Here is a 20029-nt window from a genome sequence, read left to right as displayed (position 1 = left end):
GAAATAATTTTATGTCTATCAGTCTTTTATTACTTCCAGTTGCTTTAGCTTTAAGAGCAATAGTTGGCAAAGATAAATTAGAAGAATGGGCAGCTTCTTCACAAAATAAAGTTCCCACTAATTTCAAGGATGGTAATGAACTAGAACGTTTTGTTATAGGTGCTGGTTACGATGCAGAAAAGTGGGGAAGTAGTTATAAAACCCATCTACAAGGAGAAAAAGATTTCTTTTTCTGGGATTTAATAGATGGCCAATGGGTTGCTGTGTTTAGAAAATCTACTCCAGATGATGTACTTAATCGCTTTATTAAGGCTGTAGAAAAGCGTGCTGGTCGTCAAATTTTTTATGCTACTAATGATTCCACCAGTCAATCAGTTAAATCAGCTAAAACGATTGAACCGGTGGAATCAACAAAATCTGAAGTATTTCCTACAAACTTTCGAGATAAAAATCTGTTACGTCAAACCTTAATAAAGTTTGGTATGCTTCCCAAAGAAACAATAAATGGCGAGTTAATTTGTAATGTTGGTCCAACCTCCTTGTGCTTTTTTCCTTCCGATGATGGTTCGTTTTTTGTTGAAGTTAACGCCAAAGAACTGAAGTTAATTTACAACAGCTTATCAACCATTGATGAAGATTACAAGCTTCAAATCCAAAAGGAAACTCTCGAATCACTGAAACAAAGAGCTAAAGAGCGAAACCTTGTTATTGAAAGCGAAGAAGTACAAGAAGACAATTCTATACTTTTGACATTAACAATTAATTCTTGAGGAGGAATTAAAAAATGAAAGATCAAGAAGAGGTTTACTTCAATGAATCTGGACTTAAAGTGACAGACCGAAATGTTTATTTAGCAAATAAAACACTCAAGACAGATGAAATTGTCAGCTTTAAAAAAGAGGAGATACCAGCTAAAGTACATCCTGTTTTATGGCTGCTTCAGCTTGTTATTGTTGGGATAATGGTATTTCATTTATACACAACTTACCAAAGCAATATCTTTCTTTTTGTTTTAGCATTGATTTTTATTGTTTTTGTTGGAGCTATGCAGTTTACGTCTATAGTAACAATTAAGCCTAGCAAAACTGTAATGGCAATCATCCTTTTTGCGGGTTGTCTTATTTTAACTTGGCCAATATTTCCACGAATCTTTTTTTATTTGGCTCTGATAATAAGTAGTGGAGCTATAAGTGGTGGTAGTAAAGAAAATGAACCGAGTCAAGAAAGACTGATTATCACCAGTGCGTCTGGACAGCATACAGTGGAACCTTTTAGCAGGAGAGAAGCTACTTTAGCTCTAGATGCAATTGAAAAGGCGATAGAAGCCGCCGAAAATTACAAAAATCTTCGAGAAAATAATTATAGTTTAAGAGTATCAGGTGAAACTTATGGTCCGTATGATTTAGATACCGTTCGGCATTTGCTTACTACACGCCAAATAAATCCTAATGGATGTCTATTTTGGAAGCCTGGAATGATAGAATGGACTCCAATAACAGAGATTCGACAACTAAGAGAATTAATTCCACCCTCCACATTAGAAAATATACAAAAACCAACAGAGACTATATCTAAAAAGACAGAAAAACAATATTCTTCTCAACAAGAAAAAGCTGTTGAATTTGAACCTGTTGATTTGAATAATGCTCCCCTAGAAGATTTACTTTTATTGCCAAATATGACAATAAACAAAGCCGAAAATCTAATCAGAGAACGTGAATTGCGTTTAGGATTTAGTAGTATTGAGGAAGTTGCCGAATTTTTACAATTACAACCTCATCTAGTAACAAAGTTAAAAGCAAAAGCTGTTATTCTTGCTTACCAATCTGAAAATATTTCAGACGCTCAAGATCAACGTCTAATTGATTTTTAATTAATAACTTAAGGAGAGTCAACTATGTCTAAAAAAATACAACTTCGGATTTTCCCTGATGGTCGCGTACAAGCAGAAGTTCAGGGTATTAAAGGCAAAGCTTGTACCGACTATATTGAAATTTTAGAAGAAGTTCTCAATGCTGAAGTATATGAGTCTTCCTATACTCCTGAATATTACGAGAATCAAGAAGTTTGGTTAAGTCAACAAATAGACGAAACCGTACAGGATAGAAGTTAAAAGGCTTCTAGTTTGTTCATCAATTGCTAACTCTATTAACATAATCTTGGCTTTTTCTATGGAATTACGAATCAATAAGTTTTTGCCTCATACGCGGGCTGAAGGACCCGGAGAACGTGCTTGTATTTGGGTTCAAGGTTGTCCAATTCGATGTCCTGGCTGTGCTGTTCCTTGGACGTGGGAAGATAACGGTGGCAAAATTGTTGAAACAGAACGTCTTTTCGAGCGCATTCTCAGCAGTCCAACTATAGAAGGAGTAACCTTTGTCGGTGGCGAACCTTTTGCCCAAGCTGCGGCTCTAGCTCATCTTGGTCAATTGTTACAAAAAGTAGGCTTGTCAGTTGTCACTTTTACTGGGTATCTTTATGAGAGTCTTAGCACCAGTTCTCGGCAAGATTGGCATAATTTACTTGCAGTAACCGATTTATTAATTGACGGTCCTTATCGTCAAGATTTAAATGACATAAATCGTCCTTGGGTTGGTTCTTCTAATCAACAATATCACTTTCTTTCACCGCGATACTTACACATGAAAAATACTTTAACCAACATTGCCAATCGTTTAGAAATTAGGATTTATCAAGATGGTCAGATATTTCTTAATGGGATGGCTAGTAGTGAACAGATAGAAAGTTTAATTAACAACTCTGGCTTTTACATATCATCGGCTACAATACCTAGTGATTGATAAATTTTATCGTTTTCTTTGTACTACAAACTTTACCAAGAGGTGAATTTATGCCTAACGAATTTATTCCCAGTGACGCTGAATTACAACATCTTATTAGTCAGTTTGAAGCAAAAGCTGCTGCACACCAAGCAGAAGCTAACAAATATAGTGAAATGGCAAAGGGTGCTAGTGATCAAGAGCGTAAGGCTCTTATAGAAAAAGCTAAACAGGAATATCGAGATGCTCAGAATTGTAGAAGTCAAGCTAATGATTTGAGGAAACTTCTCAAACAACGACAAGACCAACAAAGACAAAAATTTTCTGAAGCTACAAAAGAAGTTATGAAAGCAAGAGAAGAAGTTAATCGTCAAAAAAATGATGGTACTAAAGAAAGACTTAAAAGCGAAAAAGATCATCAGGTGCAAAGTATTTTAAAAGACAAAAAAGAAAGAGAAGAAGCTGCCCGTCAAAAAACCCTTGAAGAACAAAGACAGAAACAAATGCAAGAAGTTGCTAGAAATGCTGCTAGTTTAAGTCAACAACCAATGACACAATTACCTAGCAATCAAAGAACTCAAGGATAGAGGAAAAAATCATGTCTCAAGATCCATTTAACTTAGTGTTTAAAATGTTTGAAATATCTATAGCAGTAGCAGGTAAAATACTGCTAATGTTTTTCAACATTGTTCGTCGCTATCCCTTTCATTTCTTAACAGGTTTGCTATTTGTTCTCGCTGCTAAATATCTTGTCCCTCAATTAACCGTTGATTATCTTGCTCTGATTTTTGGGGTTGGGTTTATAGCAGCAATGATCTTTCAAGTAAAAAGCTTTGCTCTTCCTTCTAAAAGTTCAGATAGAAAAAAAATTGGTGGTGGACAAGCTACAGCACGCTGGTCAAATGAAAAAGATCTGGAAGCCTTAAATCTATTTGATTCTCAAGGTCTTGTGCTAGGAAAAATTACGAAAAAGAAAGGAATGATCTCACGAAAAACACAATCAGATTCACTACTACTTAGATTTAATCAAGATTGGAGTGGCTTTGAAGGCAATTTAATAACTATTGCTCCCCCTGGTGCGGGTAAAGGTGTTGGAGTAGTTATTCCTAATCTTTTAACCTATCCCGGCTCAGTTATTGTTACAGATCCTAAAGGAGAAAATTATGCAGTAACAGCATTTGCACGCCAACGCATGGGACAAAATGTACTTTGTTTAGATCCTTTTGGAATTTGTGACAAAAAAGATCAGGCTCAATTGAATCCTTTAGATCTTTTAGATCCTGATGAAGATGACTTAATAGATGATGCTAGAACTTTAGCAGATTCTTTAATTTTAAGACCAAAAAGTGAGCAGGGTAACGATAAATATTTTAATGATGAAGCAGTTACTCTTTTAACTGGATTTATTCTCTATGTCGTTTGTGAATCCCCTGAAGAATCGAGACATCTAGGAGAGGTAAGAAAACTGCTCACTTCTCCTCCTAATGAATTAGCTTTTCACCTTAACATGATGGAAAGCTCTTCTTATGCTCATGGAATAATTGCCAGAACCGCATCTGGTTTCAAACAATTAGCAGAAAACACCGCTTCTAGTGTCCTTTCCACTGTTAAAAGTAATACCGGATTTCTTGACTCTCCCAGAGTTATCAAGTCTTTATCTCGGAGTAGTTTTGATATTAAAGACCTCAAAAGAACGGGTGATGTTTCTCTTTACTTAGTTTTACCTACTGATAAATTATCATCCTATTCTCGCTTACTCCGATTATGGATAAGTACGGCTATTCGAGCCATTTTAAGTGTTCAAGGTAAACCGAGACATCGAGTTTTATTCTTACTAGATGAAATGGCACAATTAGGTCGGATGGATTCTCTAAGAGATGCTGTTTCAATTGTCAGAGGTTATGGCGCAACTATTTGGACAATTTTACAAGATTTATCTCAAATAAAAGCACTTTATCCCAATGATGAATGGCAACCATTTATTTCTAGTAGCAAGGTGCAGCAGTATTTTGGGGTCGCCGACTTAGAGACGGCCAAATATGTCTCAGAAAAGCTAGGCAAAACAACAATTGAAGTGATATCGACTAGCGAGGGTCAAAATCAAAGTTATGGTCAAGTTGGTGGCAATAGCACAAGTTCTGGAACTACAAGAAACCAACAAGTTAGAGACCTTCTACATCCTGATGAAATCATGAGAATGAATCGCAATGAACAAATAATTTTTATTCAAGGTCACGATCCAATTATGGCAAAAAAGATAGAATATTTCAGAGAACCTTACTTTCAAGAAATGTCCTGTGACAATCCTCAACACGAATCAGTTTAGTAAAAATGTTAAACTACTTAAAACTCCAAACTATTTTTTCAGAGAGAGCCTTTTTAGCAATTGTCGCCGAAACCTATGAAAGCTCTAAAACAGAAACAGGTGGAATTTTCTTGGGAATAAAAACAGTTAATATATGGTACATTCTCGAAACATTAGATCCGGGCATACATCCTATTTTTCAACCCGGTTATTTTGAATATGATACTGAGTATATTAATCATTTATCTAAGAAAATAGGAAGATATTATCAGGAACCTATAGAACTTCTTGGACTTTGGCATAGACATCCTAGTAGTTTTGATTGTTTTTCACAAACTGATGATATAACAAATAAAAAATATGCTTCTCAAAATTCTGATGGAGCTATTTCTGCCCTAGTTAATCTTGACCCTGATTTCCGATTAACGATGTACCATGTTTTAATTGAACCCGATTCTTTATCACGCCCTCAATATACTAAAATTCCTATAGAAGTAGGCGACCACCTCATCCCAGAAAAATTTTTAACCCTCAAATCCTTCCCAGATTCCTTAGAAAATATTAATCAACATTGAAAATATAGCTATAATGAGAAAAATTATCTTCATAGATTATGCCAAGACTAAATACAAGTGATACAGTTAAAGAACAACTTTCTCTTTTGTTAAGAAGATTATTAACGTATGTAAACGGTGAATTAGTAGATCAAGCTTATTGGTCAGATAAAATAATCTATAACTGGTTGAAATATGATAAACCTCACCCAAAACTAATTGTCAAAACAGAATTAAAGGTTTTGGTAGATTTTTGCAACGCTGGTACTAAAAAAACATCAGTTATTTCCCTCACTACAATTCAGATGAGAAATGTTCTTGATGTTTTAAAAGATTGGGGAATTCTTACAGATAATCGCACGAATCCTCAAGGATCACGACAAAGGCACTTCACCCTCAACCTTTGGAGTTCATTTACAGAAGAAAATTTGTGGAAATTTGAGGAAGAATGGGATAAGCGCAAATCTCCCGGTCTTGAAAACTCATCAGTTAAAACAGAAATAAATTATGATAATTTCGGATTAATTCCTGATATTTCTCAGATTTATGGTAGAGAAAAAGAACTAGAATTATTAAAACAAAAGTTTTTTCAAAATAGTCCCCCGTGTAAAATTATCGGAATTTTCGGAATAGCAGGAATCGGAAAAACATCTCTTGTCTGTAAACTGATTGAGCAAATTCAAGAGGAATTTCCCCGTGTTATCTATTGGTCTTTTTTGAATCCTCCTTTACCCCTAGAATTTCTTGAAAATATAAGTAATATTATTTCACAGAATATTAGTTTTAAGACAGAAGATAAATTTAAAATAAAACTGATAAAATTTATCAAGATACTAGCCAAATCTCGTTGTTTATTGTTTTTAGATAATATTGATGCGATTATTGAGCATGAAAACTATCGAGAATATAGTGAAATTTTACAAGCAATTGGTCAGTCAAAGCACAATAGCTGTTTAATTATAACCAGTCGAAAAATTCCTCAAGAACTTGAATCGTTAGTGGGAAATAAAACTTCAACTTATTTCCGAGAGTTACAAGGACTTGACTATCAAACTGGACGACAAATTTTGGGAGATATTGACACCTTTCATGGTTCAGAGGATGAATGGCAATTTTTAATTCAACAAGTCTGTCACGGCAATCCTTTATTCATCAAATCTATCGCTCATCATATTCAACGAGTTCATCATAATAATCTCTCGTATTTTCTTTTAAAAGGGAATCTTCTGATAGAAAAAGTCGAGTCTATTTTAAATTCTTACTTTCAGCAACTATCTAATTTAGAAAAAGCGATTATTTTTGAGTTAGCGATTAATCGAAATCCAGTTTCTTTGTCGGAACTAGAACATAATATTATCATTGAACCTGACGGTAAAAGTATCCAAGAAGGGATCAGATCATTATCTAGCAAAATTCTGTTAGATAAAAAAGATGACTACTTTACCATACATCCTCTACTGATTGAATATTTCACTCAAAAAATTATTACCATAGCAACCGAAGAAATCAAAACTCAAAAATTCCAATTATTAAGAAGTAACTCCTTGACTAAAACCACTGTTCCTGATTATCTAAGAAAGATTCAAATTAATGTTATTTTACACCCAATAATCAAGAACTTAATCCATAATTTTCAAGAAAATAATCTAGAAAGCAAACTAATTGATTGTTTAAAGACATTAAAACATCAACCTTCTGGACAAATTGGCGGCATTGCTGGCAATATTATCAACTTACTTAATATACTGAAAAATGGTCACTTAATCGGCTACGATTTTTCTCATATCTCTATTCGACAAGTCGATTTCTCAAACATTAGACTCAACCAAGTAGATTTTTCCTATTCACAGTTTTTTGACTGTATTTTCCCTCAAACTTGCGGTAGTATTTTATCAATTTCTTGCAGTCAGTTTAATCGCTCTTTTCCAAGAGAAGATCTTTTAGCAACTGGTGACAGTCATGGGATGATTTACCTCTGGAAAGTCAAACAAGACGGAAAATTAGAATTAAGCAAAAGTTTTCCTGCTCACGGAAGTTGGGTGTGGTCAGTAGCCTTAAATTCCGAGGGACAGTTACTAGCAAGTGGGGGACAAGACGGAATTATTAAAATTTGGTCTATTACAACAGATATATCTATAAATTGTCATTCTTTGCCCCACCCTTCTCAAAAACATCATGCTCCTATTAGAGCAGTTACTTTTAGTGCTGATAGTAAGTTTTTAGCCACAGGAAGTGAGGACAAAACTATTAAAATATGGTCAGTTGAAACAGGAGAATGTCTCCACACCCTTGAAGGACATCAAGAACGAGTAGGTGGTGTTACCTTTAGTCCAAATGGTCAACTTTTAGCCAGTGGGAGCGCTGATAAAACTATCAAAATATGGTCAGTTGACACGGGAGAATGTCTCCATACTCTTACAGGACACCAAGATTGGGTTTGGCAAGTTGCCTTTAGTTCCGATGGTCAACTTCTAGCCAGTGGAAGTGGGGATAAAACCATTAAAATATGGTCTATTATAGAAGGAGAATATCAAAATATTGATACTTTAACGGGACACGAAAGCTGGATTTGGTCAATTGCTTTTAGTCCGGACGGTCAATATATAGCCAGTGGGAGTGAAGATTTTACACTGCGGTTATGGTCAGTAAAAACCAGAGAATGTCTTCAATGTTTTAGGGGATATGGCAATCGATTATCATCAATTACTTTCAGCACCGATAGTCAATATATTTTGAGTGGTTCTATAGATCGTTCGCTCCGATTATGGTCTATCAAAAACCATAAATGTCTTCAACAGATTAATGGTCATACTGACTGGATCTGTTCAGTAGCTTTTAGTCCCGATGGAAAAACATTGATAAGTGGAAGTGGAGATCAAACGATTAGATTATGGTCAGGGGAAAGTGGCGAAGTAATTCAAATTTTACAAGAAAAAGATTATTGGGTTTTATTGCATCAAGTCGCAGTTAGTGCGAATGGTCAACTGATTGCTAGTACCAGTCACGATAACACCATCAAACTTTGGGATATTAGGACAGATGAAAAGTACACTTTTTCCCCAGAACATCAAAAGCGCGTATGGTCGATCGCTTTTAGTCCTAATAGTCAAATGCTGGTAAGTGGTAGTGGAGATAATTCTGTTAAGCTTTGGTCAGTTCCGAGAGGATTTTGTCTTAAAACTTTTGAGGAACATCAGGCCTGGGTATTATCAGTAACTTTTAGTCCTGACGGAAGATTAATAGCAACTGGTAGCGAAGATCGAACTATAAAACTCTGGTCTATTGAAGATGATATGACTCAATCTTTACAGACTTTTAAAGGTCATCAAGGAAGAATCTGGTCTGTTGTCTTTAGTCCTGACGGTCAGCGATTAGCCAGCTCCAGTGATGATCAAACGGTCAAAGTTTGGCAAGTCAAAGATGGTAGATTAATTAATAGTTTTGAAGGTCATAAGTCTTGGGTATGGTCAGTAGCTTTTAGTCCCGATGGGAAGTTACTAGCAAGTGGGGGGGATGACGCAACAATCCGAATTTGGGATGTTGAAATAGGTCAACTTCATCAACTACTGTGTGAACATACTAAAAGTGTGAGGTCAGTGTGTTTTAGTCCCGACGGTAAGACATTGGCCAGCGCAAGTGAAGACGAGACGATTAAACTTTGGAACCTAAAAACAGGAGAATGTCAGAATACTTTACGCTCTCCCAGACTTTATGAACAAACAAATATTAAGGGAGTAGAAGGGTTAAATTATGAAACGAGCAACACCATGAAAATTTTAGGAGCTTTTCTGTCACGTTGAAGAGAAGATATAAGGAGAGAAAGCGCGGGTTTGTGTTTGTTCCGGTTTGGTGTTATTATTCATAATAAATATGTTAATTTTTTGTACAAGTCGATTATAGTATGTAATCTCCATACTATAATCAGTAAGCTCTCAATAAGCGCTGGAAGCTGACCCCAAGAAAAATAAAGCTCGTGGAGGGGTTGCCATGATCTCCCAAATCTGGTTTAACAGAAACTTTGACATCCTCACCGCCGTAAACGGACGGTGATTCCCAAACCTCACGATTTAGGTTTCTGCTTCTTTCCCTTGCGGGGTTCCGCACCTGCCTTAACAGATTTACTCTGTTCTGGTCTTATGGTCGCTCTACAGACTGACACCGCAAGCCCTGCGGCCAAAATATTTTTACTAGCGTTAACATCTCGGTCATGGTGAGTCCCACAGTCTGGACAGTCCCATTCTCGAACATTTAACGGCATTTTTTCAGCAATATACCCGCAATTACTACATCTTTTAGAGCTAGGAAACCATCTATCTATTTCGATGTAGTTTCTCCCATACCAACGGCATTTATAGGCTAATTGTCGGGTTATTTCTCCCCAACTAACATCAGATATTGCCTGAGATAATTTCGGGTTTTTGACCATATTCTTGACGGCTAAATTCTCAACCACAATCGTTTGGTTTTCACGAACTAATTGAGTGGTTAGCTTATGTAAATGGTCTTTTCTGCTATCGTTGATTTGAGCGTGAATCCTTGCTACTTTGATTCTTGCTTTTTCCCGATTTTTTGACCCCTTCTGTTTTCTAGAAAGATTTTTCGATGCTCTTCGCAACCTCTGATAATGTTTCTTAAAATGCTTGGGATTAGACACTTTATCGCCATCGCTGGTAATCACGAGGCTACTAATTCCTAAGTCAATTCCAATGGCTTTATCTGTTACTGGTAATGGCTTAATCGTTGGGTCATCAAATCTTATTGAGATATGCCAGCGTCCTGAGGGATGTAATCTGACTGTTACTGTGCTTGGTTCACAGCTTTCTGGTATTTGTCTTGACCATCGAATAGGTAAAGGTTCTGTGCATTTGGCTAAATAGATTTGTTTGTCTTTGAACTTAAAAGCAGATTTGGTAAATTCGGCACTTCCTCCCTGATGTTTTTTCTTAAAGTTAGGATACTTAGTACGACCAGCAAAGAAATTAGTGAAAGCTGTTTGTAGGTGTCTTAACCCTTGTTGTAAAGGTACACAGCTTACCTCATTGAGAAAGTCTAATTCTTCTTGTTTTTTCCAATCGGTTAGCATTGAAGAAGTTTCAGTATATCCTACTCTTTCTTGTCTTTCGTACCATGCTTGTGTTCTGAGATGGAGTGCCTTATTGTAAACCAATCTTACACAGCCCAAAGTGCGCCGCAATAGCGACTCTTGTTCGGGTGTGGGGTAAAATCGGTAAGAATAGGCTTTTTCCATGTCTCATATTTTAGCATATATTTCGTAAACGATGCTCATATTTAACAGCAAAGCCGCCGTAAAACGGCGGGGTTTCAGACCCAAATTTTCGATGAGTGCTGCAACAGAGAGCCAAGGAAATGTCGAGAAAGCCCTCCACCAGGAACATAGAGGGCTTACAAAACCTCGTGAGAAATCAGCAGCAGCAACTGCAAGAACCACAAGAAACCATTTCCGAACTCGAACGTCATGGATAAAATACCAAAGGGCTCCCCAACGTGATTCTCCATTTTTTTAGAGAAAGATAGACTCTCTCTCACCAGCCGAGAAATCCTTTGTCGAAAGGTATTATTTAATCTTTCAATAGGATTAGTTTGACCAGTTTCTTTTCCGACCGGTCGATGACGTTTACTAGGAATTACTGTCTTATAGGACTCCCAAAAGTCTGTGTAAGCAACAGCACATTGTCGGTAAACACCGGGTAAACTGGCCCCAAAGTTTTTTGGCTGATTGACGACTCCTATCTCCGCGCATAGCAACCAATAATTTCCCTTGTCTTTCTATCAATTAACCGCCAAATATAAACCTTTATCGTCTTAGAAAAAACCCAAGACCACATCTCATCACATCATCACACATCACATGGGAGCATCTCATTTATGCAAGTGAGTAATTATACTTGTCCCTAAAACTGGTTTCTAGTAAGGCTTTCAAAATAGTTTGACATAAAACCTGATTTAGGGGTTACAAAGGTGAGATGCTCCCCATCACATCATCACATTCTCTAACCAATTTACCTTTTGGTTTGTCCGCAACCTTTATTTGACGGGGGACAGCCGCCAGTTTATTGTTGACATAGTTTTGTAACCATGACCAACTTACCCCTGTTACTCTAGCAATTCCTCGTCAGTAAATTCGTTCGAGTAAGAGTTTATCAATTAATTGTTTGGTTTCGTCAGAGACGGTTTTATTAGTGGGATTGAGCACAAACTGACGACCACACTCTTTACCTTGACGTTTGGGTTTTCCATTATGAATAGAACCATTCTTAATCCTATGGTGAGAACCACAATTAGGACAGGGGAATAGAGGTGAAGGGGGGACTTTGTTCGGTGCTAGACTGATATTTGAGTAAGCCAGACAGGAGCCAGAAAAAGATATTTATTAGAAAAGTCATGATCAAGCTAGAGGTTTAAAGACTGAGCGGGTTCCAATTATTTTTATTAATAAATATTTTACACAATTCATACCAGGTAAGCAAGAGAGCTACGCCACTACTACCGAATCATTACCGAAAATCAATCTGTGCGGGAAAAGATAGCCGAGCTTGAGAGGAATGCCGAGCAATAGGAAACGCGCGCAGCGCATCGACTCGGAAGGTCAAGAACTTCACCTCAACAAGTTTCGACTGTGACGCTCGAACCTTCCGCTTTGTCGAGAAAGATGGGACGATTACCGTTAGTACCACGGGGAAAAGAGCGACTCCCCCGCTAACCCTACGGGTGTAACGGGGGCATCCTGCCGACATTCAAGGTGACCAGGACAATTCTTGTCGGAGGGCAGATAAAAGTTTATGCGGATGGCGAGACTCGAACTCGCAAGGCGTAAGCCACACGCCCCTCAAACGTGCGTGTCTACCAGTTCCACCACATCCGCTTGATTTTAGCCTAACCACTATAGCACAGAAAAAAAATAATCTGCAAGCAACTTTTAAAAATTACTGCCGCACAACTTTCGCACCACCTGAGTTAGTACGGATAAACCTTTTAGGGAACCTTGAATCAAATGGAAGGCCGGGATGGGACGGATTAACATTTGTCGAGCTAGGGGCAATGGTAGCAGCTGACCTTGATTATCAATTGCCGGGGCTAAATCGGGTAAATCCTGCGTCACCTCGTCGCTAATCACGCGCACAATTGCCACTTTTTGCCCCGATAAAGCCGCTAAAATCCTTGCTCCTTCCATATCGACCACCTCATAGCCCCCCTGTCCTAAACGTCGTTTTTCCTCGGAATGGCTAATCAGGCGATCGCTGGTTAAACCTTTAACGAGGCTATATCCGGTTAATTGGGCGATTTCTGCGGTTATTTCTGGTTCGCACTGCCAATAATTCCCCTTTTCTAGGCCACAACCTTGATAGATTACCCCATCTCCGACTCGATAGCGATCGCTGAGACTGCCCGCTAATCCCATCAGCACAATTTTTCCTTTGAGCTTATTAAGAAATTCTAGAGATAGCTTAGAGGCTGGGGAACTGTCGAGGAATTCTGGAGCGCCAAGGTTAATCGGGATAATTTGCGGGGCTAAATCGCCGATGTTTCTTAATCCTCGACGGATTGAGCTATGCTCGGCCCCCCGGGGAACGAGAATAATATCTTCAGGTGTGAGCATGAAAGTTTTGAGAAAGTTTCCTAATTAGTCCCTTGAGATGTTATAAACAATAATAGTGAACTAATTAGGAAAATTCCCAAGTAAATAGCCCCGCCACTGACTGGGCGATTGTCTTTCCCACCATGAAAAAGTCTGTCATTCTGCGTTTATCCGAGGTTAACAAGCGTTTTCCCGCTTCTACTAATCTAGCTGTCGATAATATCAGTTTTAGTTTAACAGAGGGCGAAATTCTCGGATTATTGGGTCCGTCGGGCTGCGGTAAAACCACTCTACTCCGGATGATTGCGGGATTTGAAAAACCATCTCAAGGAGTGATTGAATTGGGAGGGCGAATAGTTGCCGACGAAAAAACCTTTATTCCCCCGGAAAAACGCAATACGGGCATGGTTTTTCAGGATTACGCTCTTTTTCCCCATTTAACCATTGCTGAAAATATCGCCTTCGGGTTAAAAAATTCTGGGGAGAAATTATCGACCAAAGCTATTAACGCTAGGGTGGCGGAAACTTTGGATTTAGTCGGACTGCAAGGACTAGAAAAACGTTATCCCCATCAGCTATCGGGAGGACAACAGCAAAGAGTCGCCCTCGCCCGCGCTTTAGCCCCAAAACCCTCTTTAATCCTCTTAGATGAACCTTTAAGTAATCTCGATGTGCAGGTACGGCAACGGTTACGGCACGAGATCCGTCATATCCTGAAAGCGACCGGCATCTCGGCCATTTTTGTCACCCACGACCGGGAGGAAGCAATGGTAATCAGTGACACAATTGCGGTCCTTTGTCAAGGAAAATTAGAACAAATTAACAATCCCGAAGCAATTTATAGTCATCCGGCCTCGCGATTCGTGGCTGAGTTTGTTACCCAAGCTAACTTTCTCCCCGCTAGACGGGAGGGGGAACAATGGCAAACCGAGATAGGAGTCTGGGAAATTGCCGATGGTCAAGATTTGGACAAAGGGGAATTGATGCTGAGAGAGGAAGATGTCAAAATTAAACCGGATGAGACGGGAGCTCTGGTTATTTGTGATCGCCAATTTTTAGGGCGGGAATACCGTTATTGTCTGCTAACGGCCACCGGCAGCCAAATCCACGCTAGAACAACGATTAACACCCAATTAGACATCGGTACAAAGGTAAAACTATCGATTATTCCCGATAGCGTCCGTGTATTTTCCGACTGATAACTGATACTAAATCCTGTTTAAGGGGTGTCGGGTGTGGGGTGTGGGGAGATTTTTTTCAGTAAAAAGGCAGCTCCGAGCTTATCGCTTAATACTATTGACTGATAACTGATAACTGATCCAAGGCTGACGGCTAATATTGATATCGATCGCGATTTAGGACTAGGGGGGCATTTTTAGCGACAAAATCGATAATTTTTTTAGCCACATCCACACTGGTGGCTGCTTCTATTCCTTCTAAACCGGGAGAGGAATTGACCTCGATAACCACAGGCCCATGATTGGACCGTAATAAGTCCACACCCGCAACCCGTAAACCCATGGCTTTAGTGGCCCGTATGGCCGTACTGCGTTCCTCCGGGGTTAATTTTACCTTTTCTGCCTTACCACCGCGGTGAAGATTAGAACGAAAATCCCCTTCGGCCCCCTGTCGCTTCATCGAGGCCACCACTTTTCCATCGATGACAAAACAGCGCAGATCTGCCCCACTGGCCTCTTTAATATATTCCTGTACTAGGATATTAGCTTCTAATTGCCGAAAAGCTTCAATAACTGACTTGGCTGCTTGATCGGTTTCCGCTAAGACTACCCCAATACCTTGGGTTCCTTCTAATAATTTAATCACTAGAGGGGTGCCGCCGACGGTTTCGATTAAACCATCGATATCTTGAGTTGCGTGGGCAATTCCCGTCACCGGTAAACCGATCCCTTCCCGAGCGAGGATTTGCAGACAACGCAATTTATCCCGCGACCGAGAAATTGCTTGCGAGTCGTTGGTAGTAAAAACATTCATCACCTCGAATTGTCGGACGACTGCGGTTCCATAGAAGGTTTTTGAGGCGGCAATGCGGGGAATAATTGCGTCGAAACTCTCCAAGGGTTTACCGTTATAGACAACCGTGGGTTTATGGGAGGTGATGTTCATGTAACAGCGCAAATAATTGATCACTCGTACCTCATGGCCTTGGGCTTCTCCCGCTTCTTTCAGTCGCTTGGTCGAGTAAAGAGAAGCGTCTTGCGATAAAATAGCGATTTTCATAAATTTTCGCTTAAATATTGCTTTTAAAACTGAATAGCTCGTTATCGAAAAAATCGGGTCTAAAACCTCGCCTTAAGGCGAAAAGTTTTTATCGCTCTCTAACCCACAACGAGGACAGATTGCTTTTTTATTTTTCGATTCGACTGGTCAAACTATACCGATATTTTCTAGGTGTCGATAGCCTTGAATACAGGTTCCTTCTAGGTTCAAAAATTTGTCAAGTATCATAAGTAAAATAATCTCGTTTTTGGCTATTATATCAAATCTTAACTCGATTGTCTATCTTTTGGTATTAACCTGTTTGTGCCTTAAGTCCTTCCCTATATGGATTTCAGCTACTTTTGGGCGTAGGCGCTCTCATCTAATTTTCTTTTAAGTTAATTATTTGCATAACAATTCCCGAAGAGCCATTCAATTTGACTGAAAAAATACGGGGCAATAAAAATCATTTTTATTTGGGTAAGTTTCTTGTCTAGAAATAATTTTATTCTTGAGACAATATTAGGTAGAATTCCACTGATTACTGATTACTGATTACTGAAATGCTGAAGATAAATTTTTTCGTTGTGTTTGATCGATTGAAAAAAATCGACAATGGGACGAGGATAATTAACCCCTAAAATCACACCATAACGCCTTTGTTCATCTGGAGATAATTTATAAGGTTCGTGAACTTTATCGCCTTTTATTCGGGCTAATTCGGGCAACCAGTGACGTAAATAGTCACCTTTGGGATCATAATCTTTCGACTGTTTAGGGATATTAAAATAACGAAATCCTCGCGCGTCATTACCGACACCAGCAGTGTAATTCCAATTACCCCAATTACTACAGACATCGTAATCAACTAATAATGACTCGAACCATTCTGCTCCCATACACCAATCAATACCGAGATTTTTGGTCAGAAAACTAGCGACATTTTGCCGGCCACGATTTGACATAAATCCTGTAGCAGCTAATTCTCTCATATTAGCATCCACAAGGGGATAACCAGTTTTTCCCTCACACCAAAGATTAAATCTTTGCCAATCTTCTAACCAAGGTAAATTAAGCTCTTGTAAACCAGATTTATAGAAGATTTTATTCCCGTGTTTACTGCAAATAAATCGGAAAAAATCTCGCCACAATAATTCAAAAATTAGCCAATAGGTAGAGTCATTTTTTACTCTTGTTTGCTCATATTTTTGTACTTCCTCATAGATATAACGGGGGGAAAGACAGCCAAAACTTAACCAAGCTGAGAATTTTGAGGAATAATTAGTCCCTAACATTTCATTGCGGGTTTCCTTATAGGTTTTTAAGGAATCACTATCCCAAATATATTCTTTAACCCGTGATTTTCCTGCCATTTCACCCCCTTGAAACGACAAAACACCTCCCCGGTCTAGAATGGGTTCTGTTAAGCCTAAATCGTTTAAACTAGGAAGGTTTCCCCAATCTATTTTAGGTGGTTTTGTCAACTTTTTCGGATTGGGATAAGTTGTTCTTATTTCCCAATGACGTTCTACTTGTTTACGAAAATTAGTAAATAATTCCGGCAGTTGATTAAGGGTAAAAGGTAAATCATCAGGATGATATAAAGTGGCTGTCCAAAAAGTTTTTATCTGCACAGGAACCCTGGATAAAGCCTTATTTACAGCTTTTTCTACCGCTAATTCCTCTGCTGTTACCTCTTGATGATAATAAACCCTGGCTATCTGCAATTCTTGAACTAATTGCGGGATAATTTCCTCTGGTTTTCCCCATCGGATAATTAAATTACTGCCTAAACCTTCCAGAGATTGTCGCAAATTTGCTACGCTTTCTAATAAAAATTTAGCCCGGAACTTGCCAGTTTTTGGAAACCCGTAGGAAGTAAAACCAAATTGACGCTCATCAAAACAATAGAAGGGAATTATCTCGAATTGTTCTTGAATGGCTCGATAAATTGCCTCGTGATCGTGAACCCGCAGATCATTGCGATACCAGATTAAAACCCGCATTTAACATAAATTAAAAGTTGATAACTGATCAATAAGTAGTTAGGTGTTAAAAACCATCAGACACCCCCCTTATTAAGGGGGATTAAGGGGGTATCTATCTTCAATTTAATTATCTTTTGCCGTAGTAATGGCCATAGTAACGATAATTGTGGTCTTTCCGACTAACATTATTAGCCACTAAACCTAATACGGAAATGTGGGATAATCTCAGGTCTTCGAGCAGATTTTTCAGGGCAAAGCGGTCGGTTTTGCCCAATCTGGTGACGAGAATTAGGCCAGTGGCCATGGCGGCGAGAATTTTCGCATCGGCAAAAGCGGCGAGAGGAGGTAGATCGTAGATAATTAGATCGAAGGCGTGGTCTTGCTGTAATTGGGAGATCATCTCCTGCATTTTCTGGGAAGAAAGCAAGCGGGTGGGATCCGGGGGAATTGAACCGGCGGTAAGAATCGATAAATTCTCGTAGCGGGGTAGGGATTGAACGGCCTCGTTCCAATCGAGACCCTCGGCGAGGACATTACTAAGGCCGTGGTCGTTATCGAGATTAAGTCGCTGGTGAATCTGGGGCCGTCGCAGGTCGGCATCCACCAGTAAAACTCTTTGTCCCATACCAGCGGCGGCCTTAGCGATATTTATTGCCATGGTGGTTTTACCATCTCCCGGTGATACAGAACTAATCACGAGAGACTTGAGGGGGGAATCGGAACCGAGGAGGCGAATATTGGTGTTGAGAGTGCGGAAAGCCTCCGAGAAGGGGGAGAAATTATAGTAGTAGGGGTTTTCGTTGGCTGATTTTGGGGTACTATTAGGGATAGTGATTTTGCGATCGCCGACTGTTAACTGGGGTAGGGCGGCGGTGATCACTTTTTCGATCGTGCCAAGGTCTTTTTGCCAGGGAATTGCACCTAAAAGGGGTAGTTTGGTATCTTCTTTTATTTCATCTGCACTATGATGAACGGGGTCTAATCTTTCAGCTAAAAAGGCTGCCCCCATACCTAGTAACAGACCACCGATAACCCCTAAAGCCAGATTTCGCACGGGTTTAGGGGAAACGAAGTTCTCCCCTACTTCTGGTGGGGAAATTAGTTGCCAAGGCACCACTTGTTGTGCCACCTTGAGTTGGAGTTTTTGTTGTTCCTCCAGAAAACGGCCGAGACTGGTGGTGGCAATTTCCAATTCTCGCTGCAAATCCGTATAACGACGGGCTAAAACCGCCAGATTTTTGACCGAGGCTTTCTGTTGTTCGAGGGCCCGGGCAAGGGATTCTACCTTAATTTCTAGGGTTTGGCGACTGTTAGCGGCTTCCACCAATTGTTGGGTTAATTGTACCCGCAAAGCGCTCTGTGACACCAAAGCCGGGGAGTCACCCACTGTCTGGGGCAGTTTTTCCCCTAGGGTTCTCTGGGCTTCGTTTTGCAGTAGGGGCAGTAAATTAGCCCGTTTTTCCTCTAGGGTGGCGATTATTGGGCTATCCTTGGCAAAAACTGCCGATTGTTTGGCCAATTCCACTTCCACTTCTTGCAACTGCTTGAGCAAATCTTGATAACCGGGAGATTCACTGAGATAAGTAGCGATAATTGCTTGATCGGGGGCTAATCCCACCTGTTGCTGTAAAGCCTGATAGCGAGAGTTAATTTCGTTAAGGGCAACTTGGGCTGCCCGATAATCTTGTTCAGTATTGGTTAACTGTTGTGATAAACGAGTCGCCTCTTTATCGGGATCGAGGAAATTGTATTGCTGCCGGAATTGCTGCATTTGTTTTTGTAGAGTATTAACTCGTTCCCGCAGCACGGGCAATTGAGCGTTAACAAAATCTAACCCTTGATTAATTTCGGTCTTCCGTTCCTGAGAACTATAGTTGAGGTAATGACGGGCTAAATTATCTAAAACCAGCTTAATTTTTTCCGGTTCCGCATCTTGATAGGAAATTTCTAAAACTTTCGTCTTTTTTAATTGACTAATTTCGAGATCAGATTTGCCAGTTTTACTAATTAAATCACTGTAGGTAAAATCGGGATACTTAGGGGTTATTTTACTAAGGATGGGGTTAAGAAGTTGAGGACTGGTTAAAACAGCGATTTGGGTATCATAATCGATGTCTTCACCACCTAACTGAGGTAGGATATCTTGGGCTGCCAGTCTGGAAGAACTTTTATTTTGCTCAATCGGTTGACCGATGAGCAGCAGGAATCTACCTTGATAGATAGGGGTTTTTAAGAAAGTCCAAGTAGCGATCGCTCCTGTCACCCCTAGGGTGATGCCAGCGATTATCCACCAGCGATGCTTGACCACAGAAAAGACTTGACGCAGGTTGAGTTCCTCTTCTTCCTGCGTCGGGGAGGGGATAAAAGCCGGTTGGGCAAAAACTGGCAGATTTGCTTGACTTTGGGTTTTTAAAGCCCCGTTTTGTTGGTTGTTCATCATTAATCAAATAGTTAAGGGATAACTGTATTAGACCGCATCTAGTATGCCAGTATAGCTTGAGAATAATTTGGGAATTTGTCCAAACATGGTATCTATTTAAAATAGCCTCAAACCCTTATAGAGTAAGGAATATGACATCTAAGCTGAG

The 20029-nt window shown here is 39.5% G+C and carries 14 protein-coding genes, 1 tRNA gene and 3 pseudogenes; 9 read left to right on the top strand and 9 right to left on the bottom strand.

What is annotated here, in order from left to right; genetic code table 11:
• Positions 1 to 11 precede the first annotated feature (11 nt).
• From H6G48_RS23030 to H6G48_RS22995, 8 genes are read left to right on the top strand one after another with little or no spacing between them, the layout of a single operon-like run.
• The gene (locus H6G48_RS23030) at positions 12 to 770 is read left to right on the top strand and encodes a hypothetical protein (protein ID WP_190723397.1); all 759 of its coding nucleotides are present in this window, start codon (positions 12 to 14) and stop codon (positions 768 to 770) included.
• Positions 771 to 784: 14 nt separating this feature from the next.
• Positions 785 to 1873 (top strand): GYF domain-containing protein, encoded by a 1089-nt coding sequence (locus tag H6G48_RS23025; RefSeq protein ID WP_190723395.1) that lies wholly within the window; start codon positions 785 to 787, stop codon positions 1871 to 1873.
• Between the two features lie 24 nt (positions 1874 to 1897).
• Positions 1898 to 2113 carry a DUF2997 domain-containing protein gene (locus H6G48_RS23020; protein ID WP_185237209.1) on the top strand — a complete coding sequence of 72 codons (216 nt, stop codon included), beginning with the start codon at positions 1898 to 1900 and terminating at the stop codon, positions 2111 to 2113.
• Positions 2114 to 2171: 58 nt separating this feature from the next.
• Positions 2172 to 2801, top strand: a complete 630-nt coding sequence (locus H6G48_RS23015) for a 4Fe-4S single cluster domain-containing protein (RefSeq protein ID WP_190723393.1) — start codon at positions 2172 to 2174, stop codon at positions 2799 to 2801.
• A gap of 50 nt (positions 2802 to 2851) precedes the next feature.
• Entirely contained in the window at positions 2852 to 3367 is a 516-nt protein-coding gene (locus H6G48_RS23010; protein WP_190723391.1) for a hypothetical protein, read from the top strand.
• An 11-nt stretch (positions 3368 to 3378) separates the two neighbouring features.
• Positions 3379 to 5106: a type IV secretory system conjugative DNA transfer family protein gene (locus H6G48_RS23005; protein WP_190723389.1), complete on the top strand. Its 1728-nt coding sequence runs from the start codon at positions 3379 to 3381 to the stop codon at positions 5104 to 5106.
• A 5-nt stretch (positions 5107 to 5111) separates the two neighbouring features.
• Positions 5112 to 5660, top strand: a complete 549-nt coding sequence (locus H6G48_RS23000) for a Mov34/MPN/PAD-1 family protein (RefSeq protein ID WP_002793844.1) — start codon at positions 5112 to 5114, stop codon at positions 5658 to 5660.
• A 38-nt stretch (positions 5661 to 5698) separates the two neighbouring features.
• Entirely contained in the window at positions 5699 to 9439 is a 3741-nt protein-coding gene (locus H6G48_RS22995) for a WD40 repeat domain-containing protein (protein ID WP_190723387.1), read from the top strand.
• A 260-nt stretch (positions 9440 to 9699) separates the two neighbouring features.
• Here H6G48_RS22995 and H6G48_RS22990 read toward each other — a convergent pair whose 3' ends face one another.
• The 5 genes and pseudogenes from H6G48_RS22990 to H6G48_RS22970 all read right to left on the bottom strand — a co-directional run bounded on the left by H6G48_RS22990 (position 9700) and on the right by H6G48_RS22970 (position 13257).
• The gene (locus H6G48_RS22990; RefSeq protein WP_190723385.1) at positions 9700 to 10887 is read right to left on the bottom strand and encodes an RNA-guided endonuclease InsQ/TnpB family protein; all 1188 of its coding nucleotides are present in this window, start codon (positions 10885 to 10887) and stop codon (positions 9700 to 9702) included.
• A 228-nt stretch (positions 10888 to 11115) separates the two neighbouring features.
• A pseudogene (locus H6G48_RS22985) lies at positions 11116 to 11494 on the bottom strand (IS1 family transposase); the annotation flags it as partial.
• Positions 11495 to 11634: 140 nt separating this feature from the next.
• Positions 11635 to 12043, bottom strand: a pseudogene (locus H6G48_RS22980) (IS1/IS1595 family N-terminal zinc-binding domain-containing protein); the annotation flags it as partial.
• Positions 12044 to 12440: 397 nt separating this feature from the next.
• Positions 12441 to 12522 (bottom strand) — tRNA-Leu (locus H6G48_RS22975).
• Positions 12523 to 12576: 54 nt separating this feature from the next.
• Positions 12577 to 13257, bottom strand: coding sequence for a nucleoside phosphorylase-I family protein (locus H6G48_RS22970; protein ID WP_190723384.1), 681 nt, complete (start codon positions 13255 to 13257; stop codon positions 12577 to 12579).
• Between the two features lie 122 nt (positions 13258 to 13379).
• Here H6G48_RS22970 and H6G48_RS22965 point away from each other — a divergent pair, with 122 nt between their 5' ends.
• Positions 13380 to 14435: an ABC transporter ATP-binding protein gene (locus tag H6G48_RS22965; protein WP_190723381.1), complete on the top strand. Its 1056-nt coding sequence runs from the start codon at positions 13380 to 13382 to the stop codon at positions 14433 to 14435.
• 133 nt (positions 14436 to 14568) lie between these two features.
• On the opposite strand, the gene rimK is transcribed toward H6G48_RS22965, so the two are convergent.
• The 4 genes and pseudogenes from rimK to H6G48_RS22945 form a co-directional block, all read right to left on the bottom strand.
• Entirely contained in the window at positions 14569 to 15474 is a 906-nt protein-coding gene (gene rimK, locus H6G48_RS22960) for a 30S ribosomal protein S6--L-glutamate ligase (protein WP_190723380.1), read from the bottom strand.
• Between the two features lie 87 nt (positions 15475 to 15561).
• Positions 15562 to 15702 (bottom strand): annotated as a pseudogene (locus tag H6G48_RS22955) (ISL3 family transposase); the annotation flags it as partial.
• A 299-nt stretch (positions 15703 to 16001) separates the two neighbouring features.
• Complete coding sequence (locus tag H6G48_RS22950; protein ID WP_190723378.1) at positions 16002 to 17459, bottom strand: DASH family cryptochrome; 1458 nt, start codon at positions 17457 to 17459, stop codon at positions 16002 to 16004.
• Positions 17460 to 17568: 109 nt separating this feature from the next.
• Positions 17569 to 19881, bottom strand: a complete 2313-nt coding sequence (locus tag H6G48_RS22945; RefSeq protein WP_190723376.1) for a GumC family protein — start codon at positions 19879 to 19881, stop codon at positions 17569 to 17571.
• Positions 19882 to 20029: the final 148 nt, after the last annotated feature.

It is taken from the genome of Microcystis flos-aquae FACHB-1344 (genome assembly GCF_014698375.1).
Classification (GTDB): domain Bacteria; phylum Cyanobacteriota; class Cyanobacteriia; order Cyanobacteriales; family Microcystaceae; genus Microcystis; species Microcystis aeruginosa.
This window is presented reverse-complemented; position numbering and strand designations above follow the sequence as displayed.